At 38.9% G+C, this 12,982-nt stretch carries 9 protein-coding genes and 1 pseudogene; 1 reads left to right on the top strand and 9 read right to left on the bottom strand.

Annotated features, from left to right (window positions below; translation table 11 throughout):
* From ON09_RS17700 to ON09_RS17680, 5 genes and pseudogenes are all read right to left on the bottom strand, one after another.
* A pseudogene (locus tag ON09_RS17700) lies at positions 1-260 on the bottom strand (tagaturonate reductase); the annotation flags it as partial.
* Between the two features lie 37 nt (positions 261-297).
* Positions 298-1,314 (bottom strand): pectate lyase, encoded by a 1,017-nt coding sequence (gene pelA, locus ON09_RS17695; RefSeq protein WP_010602402.1) that lies wholly within the window; start codon positions 1,312-1,314, stop codon positions 298-300.
* A 180-nt stretch (positions 1,315-1,494) separates the two neighbouring features.
* Entirely contained in the window at positions 1,495-3,426 is a 1,932-nt protein-coding gene (locus ON09_RS17690; protein WP_010602401.1) for a glycoside hydrolase family 88/105 protein, read from the bottom strand.
* Positions 3,427-3,430: 4 nt separating this feature from the next.
* Positions 3,431-5,104, bottom strand: coding sequence for a glycoside hydrolase family 28 protein (locus ON09_RS17685; RefSeq protein WP_010602400.1), 1,674 nt, complete (start codon positions 5,102-5,104; stop codon positions 3,431-3,433).
* A gap of 159 nt (positions 5,105-5,263) precedes the next feature.
* Entirely contained in the window at positions 5,264-6,217 is a 954-nt protein-coding gene (locus ON09_RS17680) for a pectinesterase family protein (RefSeq protein ID WP_010602399.1), read from the bottom strand.
* 270 nt (positions 6,218-6,487) lie between these two features.
* On the opposite strand from ON09_RS17680, the gene ON09_RS17675 reads away from it, so the two are divergent.
* Positions 6,488-8,119: a glycoside hydrolase family 43 protein gene (locus ON09_RS17675; RefSeq protein WP_010602398.1), complete on the top strand. Its 1,632-nt coding sequence runs from the start codon at positions 6,488-6,490 to the stop codon at positions 8,117-8,119.
* A 53-nt stretch (positions 8,120-8,172) separates the two neighbouring features.
* On the opposite strand, the gene ON09_RS17670 is transcribed toward ON09_RS17675, so the two are convergent.
* The 4 genes from ON09_RS17670 to ON09_RS17655 all read right to left on the bottom strand — a co-directional run bounded on the left by ON09_RS17670 (position 8,173) and on the right by ON09_RS17655 (position 12,937).
* A complete protein-coding gene (locus tag ON09_RS17670; RefSeq protein ID WP_010602397.1) occupies positions 8,173-8,607 on the bottom strand; it encodes a carboxymuconolactone decarboxylase family protein in 435 nt (144 codons plus the stop codon).
* Between the two features lie 184 nt (positions 8,608-8,791).
* Positions 8,792-9,361 (bottom strand): Crp/Fnr family transcriptional regulator, encoded by a 570-nt coding sequence (locus tag ON09_RS17665; RefSeq protein ID WP_010602396.1) that lies wholly within the window; start codon positions 9,359-9,361, stop codon positions 8,792-8,794.
* A 49-nt stretch (positions 9,362-9,410) separates the two neighbouring features.
* Positions 9,411-10,193, bottom strand: coding sequence for a GLPGLI family protein (locus ON09_RS17660; protein WP_010602395.1), 783 nt, complete (start codon positions 10,191-10,193; stop codon positions 9,411-9,413).
* Positions 10,194-10,198: 5 nt separating this feature from the next.
* Positions 10,199-12,937 (bottom strand): outer membrane beta-barrel family protein, encoded by a 2,739-nt coding sequence (locus ON09_RS17655; RefSeq protein ID WP_238533724.1) that lies wholly within the window; start codon positions 12,935-12,937, stop codon positions 10,199-10,201.
* Between the last annotated feature and the right edge of the window lie 45 nt (positions 12,938-12,982).

The following is a 12,982-nucleotide window of genomic DNA, read 5'->3' as shown; positions in this document are numbered from 1 at the left end:
CCTTTAACACTGAGCGTATATAAATTATCCTGATCAGCAAAATCATCAACTCCGGCTTTAGATGTGGTTTTTACCACCACGATTCTGCCATTGAAAATACCCTGATGATTCGCTTTATCGATAAAATAATCAGGCAAACCGCGTAGCAAAACGCCGGTACCAAACTGAATTACCTTTTCTGGCAACTCCAACATTTCAGCAGTTGGTTTAATTACCTTTTCTCCGCTGATATTTTTTAAATTTTCCTTGTTTAAAAGCATGTTCTTGAGATTTCCGTCAATGACGAGTTATACTTTATTACTTCCCGTTTATGGCTAACCACTTCGGATATTCTTTTTCTATAATTTTTTGCCCCCAGTTACCGTACCAGGCATAACCATTCCGTCTTTCTGCACTGAGTTCTTCCAGTTTCGATTTAATACTGTTATCACGATCGCCAAAAATGGGAACGTTTTTCTCCAAATCGTAAAAACGGGCCCAGGCCATACTGGTATTATCAGCAATTAAGGATGCTGTTCTTCCCTTTTCTCGTACGAAACGAAAACCTGATATTTTATAAGTATCGAACCATTTTACTGCTGCTGCAACAGATTTTTTAACATCTGCTGATGGATTTTTAATCCCCATCAAAAAGCGAACAATGCCAGCGGATTCACCTGTAGCTAAAGATGCAGGTTCAAAGGCCCTCGCTTTTGCAGGCAACATCGAATCTTTATCATATTGCGCTGCCCAGATGGTTAATTCACCTTTTTGCTTTACCTGGGTTTTCAAAATGCAATCGATGCCTTTTGCTACCGCCTTTTCTGCCTTTTTAATGTATTCCGGATTGACTACTTCAAAATCATTTTTCTTTGTGGCGATGTCCTGGAGGATATCTAAAACGTTGATCATCGCATCATCATTGTAAGTGATTTCTGAACGGTATGAAGATTGATCAGGATAATATTGCGGCCAGCCACCATTTGCATATTGTGCTGCCAAAATATAATCCAAGCCTTTTTCTGCTGCTGTTAAGTATGCTTTGTTTTGTGTTTTCTTATAAGCTTTTACCAGGTAAACCACTTCTCTGCTGGTTGCTTTGTTGTCGAAAGTAGCATGCAGATCTTTGGTTGCTTTAATTTTTGCAAGCAATTCTGGTGTTAAACTGGCGCCGTAATTCACCACGCTTTTGTCTTCCAGTTGCTTCGGCCAACCGCCATTTCCTAACTGATACACCAACATTTTTTCTGCAGTAGAATCTGTTGGGAGCTGGGCATAACAAGAAATTAGCAAGCTGCTGCAGGCAATGGTGAGTAATATTTTTATTTTAGTCATGTTTGTTAGCTCTTGTTATTATAAAGCAATATAAATTCCTTGAATCGGCGAAAATTTAAGTCAATAGCATAATTTTGGCTAAAGCCGATATCCAAATCTTTTGAACAGGCAGCTAAAGCAGCCTGCAATGAATTCAAGTATTTCCTTATATTGCCGTTGGTTTTAACCAACGGATTATTTTTATTTCTTTCCCGGAACCTGCTTAATCAGCCAGTTCACCAAATCATTTGTGGCTTTATAATTTTCCAAATCTTCCGGCAGTTTTCTGCCATCGATATATTCATTGTAAAACCATGGATCGCCAACCGCGAAAACGGTTCCTTTACCATATTTTGCTGTCGCGATAATCACATCGCCATTATCTGTTAAAGCTGGAACCGCAGGACTTTTGGCAACTATGGTCGATATCTCTTTGATGTAAACCTTTTTCGCTGTTTTAAAAATGGCATTTCCAGCAGGGATTTTAACCGCTCCCTGCTCAAAGTTTGAACCCTGAACTTTGTTGCGGCTATCCTCATTGAATTTCATTCCGAACAGTTCTGGCAAGGTATTGAATTTGGTAATCTCGCAATTGCCAGCATCATTTAACAGGAGTACCAAAACACCACCAGCTTTAACCCATTCTGCAATTTGCTTGGCGTGGTCAGCATTCATGAAATTAGGGTTAGCCGTTTCCTTTTGCGTATCAGGATCTACGATAATATAAATGTTGCTGCCTTTTAAGTTTGCGGTAGTAGGTGCTGATTTTAAAGTAGCCGTTTTTACGCCGGCATCATTAAATACTTTGCCAAATAAAGAAAAACCATTGTTATCATCTTCCTCCCATAAATAGTGGAATGGAATTTTATCGCCTGTTGGGCCAGTCATGTATTCGTTGTTGAAGAAGTTATCAACGGTTACCGTTAATCCTTTTCCCGGTTTTGGCAAAGTCGCAACTTCCATTTCGGCCGCTGCACAAATAAATGCACCCATTCCTTTCGGATCATTTGTAATTACTTTCTCGCTGATGTAATACTCAAAACTTCCATCGCGGTATCGTGGTTTTCCGCCTAAGCCAGAAACTGAAACCGTTTTGGTAAGGTTGATGCGTTCGTTACCCGCCTTTTCAACAAATTCCTTTTTTAAGCCAGCATAACCTTTATTCGCGGCAGCCATGAAAGATTGTGGCAACCAACCATTGCGAACACCTTTTGCCAGGCCATAAACAAACATGCTTGATGCTGAACTTTCCAGGTAATTTCCTTGTCGCGTTGGCATATCTAAAATATCCCACCAAACGCCCGATTTTGAGTCCTGGTATTTTACGGTCGCTGCTGCTGTGCGGTTTAAAATCGCTAACAACTCTTTATATTTAGGATGTTCTTTCGGAAAATTATCCAACACATCAACTAAGGCCATAATGTACCAGCCCATTGCTCTTCCCCAGAAATTCGGTGAAAGACCGGTTTTTTTATCGGCCCACTTCTCTTCCCTGCTTTCATCGTAGCCATGGTAAAGCAAACCTGTTTTGGCATCCCGGGCATTTTTTTCCATCCAGATAAACTGATTGGCGATATCATCAAAATCAGCATCCTTTTTCATCAGCTTCGCATATTCTGCATAAAAAGGCTGCCCCATGTATAATCCATCTAACCACATTTGGTTAGGATAAATTTTCTTATGCCAAAAACCACCTTCTTTAGTCCGTGGTTGGGTTTTAATTTGGTTGTATAATTTATTAACCGCTAACAAATATTTTTGCTGACCAGTAACTTTATACAACAATAATAAGGCACGGCCATTTTTAATGTTATCGATATTAAAATCTTCTGATTTATAGGTAGCGATGTTTCCTTCTTTATCCAAATAAGCATCCATTGAACTTTGAATGTACTTGAAGTATTTACCATCGCCAGTATTGCGCCAAACCGCTGCAGCACCTTCCAAAACCACACCCATATCGTACGACCACCTCGGGCCTTTTGGCCCTTTTAAAACGGTAGTATCTTGCCACAAAGTTTCCATGGCAGTAAGCGTCAACTGCTCAGAAAGTTTCTTTTGTGCAAATAAACTTTGAGCTGAAATGGAAAAACCCAATAACGCAACGGCTGTATATAAAAGTGATTTCTTCATGTTCTTATTTTGAAATTTCCAAAGCTTTTTTAGCTACTTCAGTACCGATATTTGATTGTTTTTTGGCTTGCGAAACATTCGTTCCTGAAACTTTAACAGCCTTGGTTTTTTCACCCGTAATATCAAACAATAATGCCGAACCATCTTTGTATTTAAAACCATTAAAGTTGATGTTGTTTCCATTCTGGATTTTTACAACCGGATTGGTATCATCGGTAATCACGTTTACGTTTTTCAAATAAATACCTGTTCCCTCGATAATTTCAACGCCTTTTTTTGCCTGAATGGTAACGTTTTCTAAGTAAATATCTTTAATATTCATTTCAGGCAATCCACGTACGAAAATTGCTTTTTCCGCACCATTGGCTACCACATCTTTGATATAGATGTTTTTAAACTGAGGTGTTGCCTCCGTAACAGGAACTACAACTGTTTTAATCGCTTCGCGTTTTTCTCCCGCCAAAACGATTGGATCAACTGCAGCATAATACATGTCGAACAAAATGGCCTCGCCCGGAATATCAATCATGTTGATGTTATTGATGTAGATATCTTCCACCACACCACCACGACCGCGGGTAGTTTTAAAGCGGATGCCGATATCAGTGCCAATGAATGAGCAATCGTAAACCCAAATATTTTTGGCGCCGCCACTCATTTCACTTCCCACAACGAAACCACCATGAGCATGGTAAACCACATTATTTCTGATAATTACATTTTCAGTTGGCTTTCCACGTTTACGACCAGCCTCATCCCTGCCAGATTTAATGCATATTCCATCATCACCAACATCAAAAGTGCTGCCTTCAATTAATACATTTTTGCAAGATTCTACGTCAACCCCATCGCCGTTTTGTGCAAACCAAGGATTTTTAACCTGTAGATTTCTCAAGGTTAAATCTTCGCAAAGTAAAGGATGCAAATTCCATGCAGGTGAATTTTGAAAAGTTACGCCTTCTAAAAGAATCTGTTTGCAATTGGTTAACACCAACAAATTCGGGCGAAGAAAATCTTTAATGCTTTGTAAATCTGCAGCACTTTGGCCTGCCGCAACCACGCCAGCGTTTTTGGTTTTCGATCCTTTAAAAGTTTTCTCTGATGGATACCACATTTTGCCGTCTTCGCTTACCAAACCACCAGATGTAGTTAATTTTTTCCACTGCGATTCGGTTAGTTTATCCCGTTTAACCATGCGCCAGGCACCACCATTTCCATCGATAATACCTGATCCTGTAATGGCTATATTTTGCAAATCAGTGCCAGAAATAGGACTTTGATTTCGCCATGCCGGCTGACCTTCCCAATTTCCTTCTACTAATTTATATTGATTAAAATCATCGGTAAACTGAAGCAAAGCATCGCGTTTCAAATGTAAATTTACATTGCTTTTTAATTCGATAGGGCCAGTTAACCATAATCCACCAGGAATTAAAACCACACCGCCACCTTTCTGGCTCACTGCCGCAATTGCCTTGTTAATACTCTCGGTATTCATTGAAACGCCGTCGCCTTTCGCACCAAAGCTTACAATACTTGTCGTATCAGCTTTAATATTTACCTGCTTTATAACAGGCATACTGGTTTTCTGCTGTGCCATTGCTGCACCAGCCGAAAACAAAAAAATACATGCGAGGGCTATTTTAGAACGGTATAAATGACCAGAAATATGTTTCATTACTTGCGCTGTTAAATTATACTTGGTTATCGTAATAACAAGTGTACGTTGTTTGCCGCTAAAAGCGAAGAGAAATCTATGCAAACGTTGCCGGAAAACTAAGCAGGAATGAGTCGTAAATCAGTCATTTACCAATTGTAAATCAAAGAGTTGCCTTCATTATTTTCTTTCCGGATTCCATCGCCGGAAAACGTTTTCCAAAATGTAACTTTTATACTCGTTTTCAGTAAGTTGATGAGACCAGGGAACCCTGTTTTTTGATTTTGCACCCTTGCCGCTGCTATTGTATTCAGCATAATAGGCCGTTTGCTCATTGCTTTCCTTACCCCAGTTGTTCCAGCCATCCGGGCGGATAAAATCTGGCAATTCACAATTTAAAAAAACAACTTTGGCGAAAGGCCTCCATGGGCGACCGAGGTAAAAACTATTTATTGGAGCATCGCCTTTAATTTTACACTTGTTAAAAATGTAACCGTATTTGGTGGTATCGGCTGTAGAAGCGGCAGTAATATAGCCTTGTTTCTTGCAAAAAAGGGTGCAATTTTCAAACCATGCTGTTGCGGCACCGAAGATAAAATCAACCGTTCCTTCAATGTAACAGTCTTTAAAATATTGACGGTTATTTGCGCCGTAGGTATAAAGGGTATCCTGAAAACCGAGAAACCGGCAGTTGGTAAAGGTTGATTTATCGCCACCTGCCCAAACGGCTACCGCTTGCCCTACCGGACCAGATGAATTTTCAAAGGTGATGTTTTCAGCAGAAAATCCTTCGCCATAAATGTAAAAGCTTGATGATCCTGATGTTCCTTTTTCCTCTCCGAAAGTATTTTTCTTTTGTGCCCAGTCGTCATAAGTTAAAATGGTTTCGTTTAAACTCTCCCCAATAAATTTCACATTCTTTTTTGACGCAGCAAGAATCAACTTTTCTTTATAAACCCCTTTTTTAATAAAAATCGAAGTAACTTTATTTCTAAAATCAGGCACTGCATTAATCGCCTCCTGCACCGTTTTAAAATTTCCGGTTCCATCGGCTGCTACAACAAAATCGGCTTTGGTTTCAAACGCATTTGCGGTGAACGAGATTATTATAAAAAATAAAATAATTGCTTTCATAAATCTGGTTAGGCTTAAATTAACATCGCCCAAATAAAAGTATAAAACTTCGAAACGGAGTTATAGTGGAAATGATTTGATGAACAAGTTTAAGCACCAAGCCACAGTGAAGCAGAGGAAAAATGGCGCCAGAACCGCGTAAACCATCACGGGAACGATTGCACACTAAAATTTTGGCGAAAGTTAAAAAAGGCTTAATCTTGTTAATAAAGCAAAAGTTATCGTGCTGCACAATATCTTGATCGCTTTTCTAACCAATAAAGATTGATCATGAAATTTCTATTATCTTATATTTTCACGTCTGGTGTTTGCCTAAGCTGTTTGGCACAAGCACCTCAACCTAATTACGTTTCAAAAGTTTGGGTTGCTGATCAAGGAAATGGAACCTTCAGAAACCCGGTTATCAACGCTGATTATTCTGATCCAGATGCCATTCGTGTTGGAGATGATTTTTACATGATCGCTTCCAGCTTCGATGCCATTCCAGGATTGCCGATTTTACATTCAAAGGATTTAGTGAACTGGAAAATTATTGGCCATGCTTTGCAACGTCAACCGCCTTTTGAGCATTTCGAAAAAACGCAGCATGGAAACGGTGTTTGGGCACCATCTATCCGTTACCGCAATGGCGAATTTTACATCTATTATCCTGACCCTGATTTTGGAATTTATGTTACCAAAACGAAAACAATCACAGGAGATTGGTCTGTTCCAAAATTGGTTGCTGCAGGCAAAGGCCTGATTGATCCTTGTCCGTTTTGGGATGAAGATGGAAAAGCTTATTTGGCTTATGCCTATGCAGGAAGCAGAGCCGGAATCAAAAGCGTTTTGGCCATCATGCCATTATCGGCAGATGGTTTAAAAGCGACAGAAACCGGAAGAATTGTTTATGATGGACATGAATTAGATCCTACAATTGAAGGGCCTAAGGTGTATAAACGAAACGGATATTATTATTTGTTTGCTCCGGCAGGAGGCGTTTCTACCGGATGGCAGCTGGTTTTGCGAAGCAAAAATATTTACGGGCCTTATGAAAGGAAAGTGGTTATGGACCAGGGAAAATCTGCTGTAAATGGTCCGCACCAGGGCGCCTGGATAAATACCCAAACGGGAGAAGATTGGTTTCTGCATTTTCAGGATAAAGATGCTTATGGGAGAGTGGTTTATCTACAACCCATGAAATGGGTGAATAATTGGCCTGTTATCGGAATAGACAAAGATGGAGATGGTATTGGTGAACCCGTTTTCACCTACAAAAAACCAAATGTTGGTAAAATTTATCCAATTGTAACTCCTGTGGAAAGTGATGAATTTGGATCTGCTCAATTAGGTTTGCAATGGCAATGGCAGGCTAATCCGCAAGCTACCTGGGCTTTTACAGATGCAAACAAAGGTGTACTGAAACTTTATACGGCTAAAATCCCTGAAGAAGCCAAAAATCTTTGGGACGTTCCTAACTTGTTAATGCAAAAGTTTCCCGCAGAAGAATTTTCAGTGACGACTAAAGTTAACTTCAAGCCCAATCCAAAATTAGAAAACGAGCAGACCGGTTTGGTGGTGATGGGCAGAAGTTATACCAAAATCAGTATCAAAAGTAAAAAAGATGGCCTGTACCTGATGTTCGGTCTTTGCCAAAATGCCGATAAAGGAAAAGAAGAAAACGAAAAAGAAATAGCAAAGCTGAAATCAGGTAATGTTCAACTTAGGGTGAGGGTTTCGAACGGTGCAAAATGCCAGTTCAGTTATAGTGAAGACGGAATTAACTTTACCAATGTTGGCGATGAGTTTCAGGCAACTGCCGGACAATGGATCGGTGCCAAAGTAGGAATATTTGCGATAAGAGATACCCAAACCAATGACTCCGGCATTGCCGAATATGATTGGTTTAGGGTGGAGAAATGATGATTTAAACCTCCTGGTTGGTGGGCCGCCAACCAGAAGGAAAAAACTGGTAATTAACCAACCGTCAATTTAGACGTGATTGCAATCCTGTTCCAGGCATTAATGGTTACAATGGCCATAATAATTTGCGATAAGGTTTTTTTATCAAAAAAACCAGCAGCTTTTGCATAGGTTTCATCTGAAACATGGTTGCCTATTAACGTAACTTCTTCGGTTAAAGCCAGCACGGCTTCTTCTTCTTTTGTAAATAAAGTAGTTTCTCGCCAGGCATTTAGCAAATATAAACGCTGTTCTGTTTCGCCGATTTTACGGGCATCAGCTGAGTGCATATTTAAGCAAAATGCGCAACCATTTATCTGCGAAGCACGCATTTTAATCAGTTCTAAAAGGATAGGATCTACGCTACTGGCTGATAAATATTTCTCTAAACCATACATGGCTTGGTAAGCTGCTGGATCTGCTTTTTGGATGTTGATTCTATTTTCCATTCTTATTGTTTTTTGATTACGATGTAAAGTTCCACATCCTGATCATCAAAAAACTTAATGTAGTTTAAGAAATGAGTTTTACCCTAAAGTTTTCAACATTTTCTCGTTAAAACGAAAAGCCGGGTGCAGCCCGGCAAGTAACGTTTTCTGTGCAGTAACCTTTTTGCGCCGTTTCTGGTTAAACCTATTTTTTAGCCCTGATTTTGCTTAAAAACTCTGGTGTAAAGCCGAGATATGAGGCCAGCATATATTGCGGCACCCTTTGTACAAATTCGGGGAATAGCTTGTTAAAGTTGGTATAACGCTCCTCAGCGGTTTGGCTATACAAGTATTTGATGCGGATTTGCGAAGCCTGATGCAGTTTCTGATAAATAGACCTGAAGTATTTTTCCAGCTTGGGTATTTTTGCTAACATTTCATCGTAGTGCCGGTGTTCAATTGCAATTACTTCCGTTTGTTCGGCAGCCTGAATATAAAAATCTGATGGTTTTTGAAAGATGAAGCTGGTAAGGTCAGAAATCCACCAATTTTCAATGGCGAACTGAGTAGTTTGTTCAGCGCCTTTAATGTCAACGAAATAAAGCCTTAAGCAACCTTTTACCACAAAATAATTTGCCCGGCAAATATCACCTACTTCGTGTAAATAAGCTTTCTTTTTAAACGAAAATGATTTGAGTAGCGATGCGAGAATTTCTTGCTCCTCACTACTCAAATCGATAAATTTATTGATGTGATTGTAAAGTGCGCTATACATTTTTGAGAATACAATTATGCTAAATTAAACATAATTATAGATCAAAAAGCTATAACGAAAAAGCTTTAAAAATAGGATGTGCGTATTCGCCCCAGTTTTTCATTGCCGAAAGTAATATTGCTTTCAAACCCTTATTATCTGTAGGTTTGCCCTTCACTGGCGCAGTTAAATCCTTTTCTGGTACCGTTGTTTCAGTAACTTTTGTGGCAAACCACGTTACGTTTTCATGAGGTAATGCCAAACCTAAAATCATCCCCGGCAAACCTGTAAAAGTTTCTGGACCACCGGAAACTGCGATTTGGTTGGAATAATAAGCTACAACGTAAACAGAATCCATAATAATGGCATTTGCCCGGCGACATTCGTAACCGGCGATGTCACGTGTCTCATCAGTTATTTTCCAGTTGATTTTACGCACACTATCTTTTACCAGATAAACATCCTCATAAACATTTTTCTGTATGATGCTGCTCTGGGCATCAAAGTTTGTAGCAACGGTATTTTTTAAGTCGGCAAGCACATCTGTACTTAACCAATTATTGTTCATGGGTTCATCAACAGTTGGCCATTTATACAAGCTTTTATCTTTGTTAAAGTTCAGTATGCTTTTCGCTACCTTAAACTGGGGATTGTTTTTTTTATATTGATCAAAGGCAGGATTCAGATATGTTTCATTATCCTTATTAATTTTCTTTTTGATTAAGGCATACATGTTCGACCTTTTTTCAAATTCGATGATGCCGTTTTGTACGAAATGCACATTTTGTGCCTGTAGTGTTTTGCTGATGAAAATAACAGCAAATAAGGTGATATATTTAAGTGTAGTTTTCATGATGATTATTTTTGAGTTTTAATACCGCCGCCCATTTTGTTGAAATCCCAAATTACGGAGAATAAAAAGTAACGCCTGATGGTGGTGTAGCTGCTCTGCGTAATATTTCCATTGTAAGCTGTTCGGTCGAAGCCAACGTTTTGATTCAGGATGTCGTTAACCGTCATCATCAGTTTCAGATTTTCTGATTTGAAAAACTTTTTAGTTATTGAGGCATTCCAAAGAAAACGAGAGAAGGTTTCGTTGAAAGTTTGTGTGGTTCCACGGTATTCGTATTGTGCATCACTTGATAATTCGAATTTAGCCGGAAGTTGAACATTACCGGAAGCATATCCATTCCAGCCCCAACCGTCGCTATTTCCAAAGCTGCCAATACTAGCTCTTGATACATTATAAGTTGGTCCGCTGTTGATATAGAAACTATACTTTTTCTCTACATACTTATTCAAATTAATACCCAGGTTATAGCTGTAGTTTTTAGTGTTGTTTAAATCCTGATTGATATAGTTGTATGATGAGCTACCATTTCCACTTAAACTAATACCTGCGTTTAAGTCAATGCCCTTTATTTTTCTGCTGGTTTGAGCATATGCATAAAAATTAGTAGCCATTTTATCATTGATGTTTACCGATCTGTAAGTACTTCTGCCAGTTAATGCATCTGTAGATACATCGCTTACAATTGGATTAGCCGTGAAACTATAGGATGCATTTAACCAAATGGATTGATTGGTTAATACTTTGTATGAGTTAAAATTGGCGTTGATATTACTTCTAAAAGAAGGTCTTAAATCTGGATTACCCAACGAAATATTTAATGGATCGGTATTCACCCTGATTGGTTGAATTTGATCTAATGAAGGCTGATTCGTATTACCATTATAGCTTAAGCGGAATGATTTCTGTTGCGAGAACCGATACTGATAAGAAGCTTGTGGCATGTAGTTTACAAAATCCCGGTCGTAAGTTCTGTTGTTGTAAAGATCGGTTTGCTTAAAATTAACTCCACTAAACTTTGAACCGAAGTTGATAATGGTTTTACCTTTTTTATAGTTAAAGATAGCGCCACCCTGATTGATGATTTGATCCAGTTCATAATCATTACTGAATTCTGTATCTAAAATATCATAATTGCCACTGCCCGATCTGTTAAACGATTTGCGGTCTGATTTTCCGTTCATCAAGCTTAAACCATAATTTACAATCACCGTTAAGGTTTTGGATAATGGTTCAGTGTAAGCCAAATTAGATTTGAAAGCACTGTTGGTGATGTCGTTTACTTTATATTGATTGATTAAGCTGTCTCTTCTGCCGGTGGTTTCAAAATAACTGTTTTCTGAATTTAAATAACCATCGCTATTGCTCTTCGAAATGGCCTGGTTAAAGTTTAATGATAAAGTTCTGCCTTTTTTCTGAAAGCGTTTTGTAAATAAGGCATTGGCATTAAACATCTGCTCATCCACTTTATTGGTAAGTGTTCTGTTGGTGGTATTCAGCAAACTATCGAGCCCGTTTCTGCTTGAGGTATTGTATTGATTATAGGTATTGCTCTTTTTTAAAGTTCCATCAATGTTAACTTTTAAGGTTAAAGTCGAATCTAACTTGACCTCATAGGTTGCATCCAACTTTTGTCTGAACATATCGTTGTCATTGTATTGATCAGATACGTTATTGATTACGCCCGAACTCAAGTTGTTTTGACTAATGGTGTTCCGATTACCGCTAACCCTGATCGAACCTATTTTATAATTGGTATTTAATGATTCTTTGTCTTTGTTCCATTTGCTATCAAAATGCAATCCCCCGGTTCGGGCAACTGGCAAGCCCTGGCCATTGTACTGACCGTCGTAACTGTCAAAGTCATCAGAGCCACCACTGCTGAAGTACATTCCACCATCATCGGTCATAGTCATACCGCTCGACCCACCATATTTATCTCGATCGTCCCAACCCAAACCGACAGTTCCGGTATTTCCGAAGATACCATAGGCAGAAAATTTCTTTTTGCCCCAAAACTTGTTGAACATCAATTGGCCGGTGTAAAAATCATCAGTTCCATAACCTGCCTGTGCTTTTCCGAAGTAACCGTTTTTCTTGTCTTCTTTAAGTTTAACGTTTAGCGTTTTTGTTTTTTCGCCATCGTCAATCCCCGTAAAGCTGGCCTGATCGCTTGCTTTATCATATAGTTGAACAGACTCAACCATGTCAGCACGAAGATTTTTCGTCACCAATGTAGGGTCATCGCCAAAAAACTCTTCCCCATCAACCAATACTTTTTGAACAGCTTTACCCTGAGCAGTAATTTTTCCGTCTTTATCTACCTGTATCCCTGGAAATTGTTTAATCAAATCCTCTACTTTTGAGTTGGGCTCAATATTATATGCCTTTGGATCGAACTCTGTTGTATCTCCCTTAATTTTGATGGCATTTCGGTTTCCTTTAACAATTACATCAGCCAGAATTTTGGCCATGCCAGTTAGGTTTATTTTGCCATAATCTTTTAACTGTGTAGTAGAATCAAGTGTAAAATGATCAACAAAATCAGCGTATTTTGGATAAGAAACCAATAAGATGAATTTGCCGTTTTTAATGCCGTTGAGTTCAAATGTGCCATTTTCAGCTGAACGCGTAAATTTAACAAGTGTTGAGTCTTTCGCGTTTAAAACAGCCACGGTAGATCCAGATAATAGTGTTGTAGATGCAGTGTCAATTGTTCTGCCTTTGATAATGTGTTGTGCTTTCACGTACGAAGAAAGAAAAATCAGAAAGCAGACTGAGAGTAGTTAGTT

The organism is Pedobacter agri PB92, assembly GCF_000258495.1.
GTDB classification, from domain to species: Bacteria; Bacteroidota; Bacteroidia; order Sphingobacteriales; family Sphingobacteriaceae; genus Pedobacter; species Pedobacter agri.
Note: the sequence above shows the minus strand (reverse complement) of the source record. Positions and strands in the feature narration are given on the sequence as shown.

What these genes read in the sequence shown, in the direction of transcription:
- pelA (WP_010602402.1), bottom strand. Translation starts at nt 1,314, where the DNA reads ATGACTAAAATAAAAATATTACTCACCATTGCCTGCAGCAGCTTGCTA.
- ON09_RS17690 (WP_010602401.1), bottom strand. Translation starts at nt 3,426, where the DNA reads ATGAAGAAATCACTTTTATATACAGCCGTTGCGTTATTGGGTTTTTCC.
- ON09_RS17685 (WP_010602400.1), bottom strand. Translation starts at nt 5,104, where the DNA reads ATGAAACATATTTCTGGTCATTTATACCGTTCTAAAATAGCCCTCGCA.
- ON09_RS17680 (WP_010602399.1), bottom strand. Translation starts at nt 6,217, where the DNA reads ATGAAAGCAATTATTTTATTTTTTATAATAATCTCGTTCACCGCAAAT.
- ON09_RS17675 (WP_010602398.1), top strand. Translation starts at nt 6,488, where the DNA reads ATGAAATTTCTATTATCTTATATTTTCACGTCTGGTGTTTGCCTAAGC.
- ON09_RS17670 (WP_010602397.1), bottom strand. Translation starts at nt 8,607, where the DNA reads ATGGAAAATAGAATCAACATCCAAAAAGCAGATCCAGCAGCTTACCAA.
- ON09_RS17665 (WP_010602396.1), bottom strand. Translation starts at nt 9,361, where the DNA reads ATGTATAGCGCACTTTACAATCACATCAATAAATTTATCGATTTGAGT.
- ON09_RS17660 (WP_010602395.1), bottom strand. Translation starts at nt 10,193, where the DNA reads ATGAAAACTACACTTAAATATATCACCTTATTTGCTGTTATTTTCATC.